3 protein-coding genes and 1 pseudogene are annotated in these 3,844 nt (G+C 65.9%); 1 reads left to right on the top strand and 3 read right to left on the bottom strand.

Annotated features, from left to right (window positions below; genetic code table 11):
- From G3N99_RS36185 to G3N99_RS36175, 3 genes are all read right to left on the bottom strand, one after another.
- Positions 1-1,097: DEAD/DEAH box helicase (locus G3N99_RS36185; RefSeq protein ID WP_206124766.1), on the bottom strand; the 1,097-nt coding region annotated here is incomplete at its 3' end.
- A gap of 141 nt (positions 1,098-1,238) precedes the next feature.
- A complete protein-coding gene (locus G3N99_RS36180; protein WP_011353104.1) occupies positions 1,239-2,537 on the bottom strand; it encodes a cytochrome c in 1,299 nt (432 codons plus the stop codon).
- A gap of 19 nt (positions 2,538-2,556) precedes the next feature.
- On the bottom strand, positions 2,557-3,321 hold the full coding sequence (locus G3N99_RS36175) for a c-type cytochrome (RefSeq protein WP_041492946.1): 765 nt from the start codon (positions 3,319-3,321) through the stop codon (positions 2,557-2,559).
- Between the two features lie 193 nt (positions 3,322-3,514).
- Between G3N99_RS36175 and G3N99_RS42645 the strand changes: the two are divergent.
- Positions 3,515-3,844, top strand: a pseudogene (locus G3N99_RS42645) (copper resistance protein CopD); the annotation flags it as partial.

Here is a 3,844-nt window from a genome sequence, read left to right as displayed (position 1 = left end):
TTGATCAGCCGCTCGATGTCGCGCAGCAACTGCTTTTCGTCGACGCACACGAGCGACACGGCTTCACCGGTCGCGCCCGCGCGGCCCGTGCGGCCGATCCGGTGCACGTAGTCTTCCGGCACGTTCGGCAGGTCGAAGTTGACGACGTGCGGCAGTTGGTCGATGTCGATCCCGCGCGCGGCGATATCGGTCGCGACGAGCACCTGCAGCGTGCTGTTCTTGAACTCCGCCAGCGCGCGCGTGCGGGCCGACTGGCTCTTGTTGCCGTGGATTGCCATCGCGCTGATGCCGTCCTTCGTCAGCTGCTCGGCAAGCCGGTTCGCACCGTGCTTCGTGCGCGTGAACACGAGCACCTGGAACCAGTTGTGTTCGCGAATCAGGTGCGTGAGCAGTTCGCGCTTGCGGTCGCGGTCGACCGGATGGATCTTCTGCGCGACGCTTTCGGCGGTCGTGTTGCGGCGTGCGACCTCGATCAGCGCGGGCGAGTCGAGCAGGCTGTCGGCGAGCGCCTTGATCTCGTCGGAGAACGTGGCCGAGAACAGCAGGTTCTGGCGCTGCGGCGGCAGCTTCGCGAGCACGCGCTTGATGTCGTGGATGAAGCCCATGTCGAGCATCCGGTCGGCTTCGTCGAGCACGAGGATGTCGAGGTTCGACAGGTCGATCGTCTTCTGCTGCATGTGATCGAGCAGGCGGCCCGGCGTCGCGACGACGATGTCGACGCCGCGCTTGAGCGCATCGATCTGCGGATTGATGCTGACGCCGCCGAACATCACGGTCGAGCGCAGCTTCAGGTACTTGCTGTACGCACGCACGCTTTCCTCGACCTGGGCGGCGAGTTCGCGCGTCGGCGTGAGGATCAGCGCACGCACCGCGCGCTTCGCACCGCGATGCTCCGCGTAGAACGTATGCAGGCGTTGCAGGATCGGCAGCGTGAAGCCGGCGGTCTTGCCGGTGCCCGTCTGCGCGCCGGCGAGCAGATCGCCGCCGCCGAGGACGGCCGGGATCGCCTGCTGCTGGATCGGAGTCGGCGACGTGTAGCCGAGCTCGTTGACCGCCTTGACCAGCGGTTCGGCCAAGCCGAGAGATTCGAAAGACATAGATACCACTCTTCAGTTTTATGATCGGCGACGTCTCGCGCGGCCCGCGCGGGAGGTGACATCGCAAAATGCAAAATGCAAAATGCAAAAGGGCGCGGCCGCGGTTTCCCGCAGCCGCGCCCCGTTTGTGTCAGCCGCTTCTTAGTCGAGCGGCGCGGAACGCAGGTCGCTCACCTGTTGCGGCGAGATCGGCGTACCGTTGTTGCCCCACGACATCCGGATATACGTGACGACCGCCGCCACTTCCTGGTTCGACAGCGACTGTGCGAACGGCGGCATCCCGTAAGGACGCGGATTCTTGAACGTGCTCGGCGGATAGCCACCGTTCAGCACCATGCGGATCGGGTTGACTGCCGATTCCATCATGATCGAGTGGTTGCCCGCGAGCGGCGGATACGACGGCGGCTTGCCTGCGCCGTTTTCGGCGTGGCAGGTCGCGCAGTTGTCCGCGTAGATCTTCTTGCCCTGGTCGAACAGCGCGTTGCCGAACTGCTTCGACGGCTCGTACTGCATGTTCTTCGGCGCTTCAGCCTTCTGCGGGATCGACTTCAGGTACGTCGACATCGCGCGCGTATCTTCGTCGGTCATGTACTGCAGGCTGTTGTGCACGACGTCGGCCATCGGGCCGAACACCGCGCCCTTGTTCGATACGCCGGCCTGCAGCAGGTCGGACAGCTCCTGCACATGCCAGTCGCCGAGGCCGAGTTCCTTGTCGTTCGTCAGCGACGGCGCATACCAGTTCTGCAGCGGGATCAGGCCGCCGGCGAACGCCGAGCCCGTCACCGGGCCGCCCATCATGTTGATCGACGTGTGGCACATCGAGCAGTGGCCGAGGCCTTCGACGAGGTACGCGCCGCGGTTCCATTCGACCGACTTGGTCGGATCCGGCTTGTACTCGCCTTCCTTGAAGAACAGCGTGCGCCAGCCGATCAGCAGGTTGCGGTTGTTGAACGGGAACTTCAGTTCATGCGGACGGCTCGGCACCGACACCGGCGCGACCGAGCGCAGGTACGCGTAGATCGCGTCCGAATCCGAGCGCGTGACCTTCGTGTAGCTCGCGAACGGGAAGCCCGGGTACAGCAGGCTGCCGTCCTTCGAACGGCCGGTGTGCATCGCGCGGTAGAAGTCGTCCGACGTCCACTTGCCGATGCCATCCTTGTCGTCCGGCGTGATGTTCGGCGTGTACATCGTGCCGAACGGCGTCGCCATCGGCAGGCCGCCCGCGAACGACTTGCCGCCGCGCACGGTGTGGCACGCGATACAGTCGCCGACGCGCGCGAGGTACTCGCCCTTCTTGATCAGCGCGGCCTGGTCGGCCGGCGTGGCCGCGACGGCGGAGGCGCCGTGCAGCGTGTCGTTGCCCGGCCACAGGACCGGCACGAGGGCGGCAGCCGCGACGATCGCGACGGCCGAGAGTGCAAACAGGGACTTGCGTTTCATTGTGTCTGTCTCCCTTGCCTTATTGCGGTTCGCTGCCGCAGGCGAGCGGAGTCTTCATCGAACGCGCCGGAGCCGGCACGGGGTTGGCGGGCGCCGGTTGCGCGGCGAGCCATGCGGTCACGGCCGTCACGTCTTCGTCGGAAAGCTTCGAAGCGACGTCATGCATGCAATCGGGCGCCTTCGCGTGGCGGTTGCCCGAGCGCCATGCACCGATCTGCGCGCTCAGGTAATCGGCGTGCAGGCCGACCAGGCCCGGGATCGCCGGCTGCATGCCGGTCAGCGTCGCGCCGTGGCAGGCCACGCAGGCCGGCAGCTTGCGGGACGGGTCGCCTTGCGTGACGAGCTGCTTGCCGCGCGCGAGCGTCGCGGCCGGCAGCGTCGGCTTCGCCGGCGCCGGGTACGGCGGGCGTTCGGCCGAGAAGTGCTCGGCCATCTCGCGCAGATAGTCGTCGTTCAGGTACGTCAGCAGGTAGTTCATCGGCGGGTACTTGCGCCGGCCGTCACGGAAGTTGACGAGCTGGTTGTACAGGTACTCGGCCGGCTTGCCGGCAAGACGCGGGAAGTAGTCGTTGTCCGTGCCCTGGCCATGGACGCCATGGCAGGCCGTACAGCCGCGCACGCGCTCGGCCATGGTATCGGGTGCCTTGAGCGGCGCCTGCTGGGCGTGCGCTTGCTCCGTGGGCTTGGTCTGCGCTTGGGCAGCGCTCATAAGGCCCGCGCTGCCGAACATCAGAACGGCGAGCAGCGGACGGAAGAGGCGTCTTGAAGACACACGAGACTCCATGTTTATTCGACGGGGACCTGTTGTCCGGGCTACGATCGGCTCGGCGCATGACGGCAAGGCAGCCGGGCTGCTGCGACGCGGCATTCTATCATCGATGGGTAATGACGGCTATTTGGCAAAAGGACGTCGGTTCCTGTCCGTTTGCGACTTGCGACAATTTGACGCGCATTGCGACGCGTCGGTGTGAACCGGCGTGCGTTTTCCCCATCGAAGACCGTACACTCGCGGGTCGCGCGGCGCCGCCTCCGCCGCAGGTCCAGTCATTTCTCCCGTTTCCGGATTCATCGATGACGTTTTCTACCGTGCCGTTGCCTTTCTCACGCTGTCCGTCCCGTTGCCGTCGCTCCGTCGGCCTGCCGTTTTCGGGAGGGTGTGCGCGATGAAGTTCGACAGCTTGTGGATCGGTCAGGTCGCGCTCGCGGCGCTGATGGACGCGGCGTTCGCGATGGCGGTCGGCTCGGCGCTGCTCAAGGCATGGCTCGGCAAGGACGGCGCCCGTCCGGTCGTCGCGCCGTCGCATCCG

The organism is Burkholderia sp. Ac-20392 (assembly GCF_017104585.1).
Taxonomy (GTDB): Bacteria; Pseudomonadota; Gammaproteobacteria; order Burkholderiales; family Burkholderiaceae; genus Burkholderia; species Burkholderia lata.
The sequence above is the reverse complement of the archived record's forward strand: the minus strand, read 5'-3'. Positions and strand labels throughout refer to the sequence as shown.

Coding starts and splice junctions, on each gene's coding strand:
- G3N99_RS36180 (WP_011353104.1), bottom strand. CDS start 2,537: ATGAAACGCAAGTCCCTGTTTGCACTCTCGGCCGTCGCGATCGTCGCG.
- G3N99_RS36175 (WP_041492946.1), bottom strand. CDS start 3,321: ATGGAGTCTCGTGTGTCTTCAAGACGCCTCTTCCGTCCGCTGCTCGCC.